1 protein-coding gene is annotated in these 259 nt (G+C 52.5%); it reads right to left on the bottom strand.

What is annotated here, in order from left to right:
* The coding region (locus B0E34_RS22815) for a 3,4-dihydroxy-2-butanone-4-phosphate synthase (RefSeq protein ID WP_165763019.1) at positions 1 to 259 on the bottom strand (259 nt) is incomplete at both ends.

Genomic DNA, 259 nt, shown 5'->3' on the forward strand with positions numbered 1-259 from the left:
CCCCGTCTTTGTATCGCGGTGATCGACACTGACCGTAAATGCTGTGTGGTGAGAATCGGTATTTTCGTCCACCATCGGTTGGAGCTCAAGCCGGGAAGCGATCTCTTCATTGAGCGGCGCGCAGATCAACCCCCTTCCGTGCGAAGCCATAAAGTTGATTACATCGGGTGTTGCGTATTCCGCCAGCGCAACGAAATCGCCTTCGTTTTCCCTGTTCTCGTCATCGACTACGATGATGACTTTTCCCTGCTTCAAATCG

It is taken from the genome of Chryseobacterium mucoviscidosis, from assembly GCF_002177115.1.
In the GTDB taxonomy this organism is placed as follows: Bacteria; Bacteroidota; Bacteroidia; order Flavobacteriales; family Weeksellaceae; genus Chryseobacterium; species Chryseobacterium mucoviscidosis.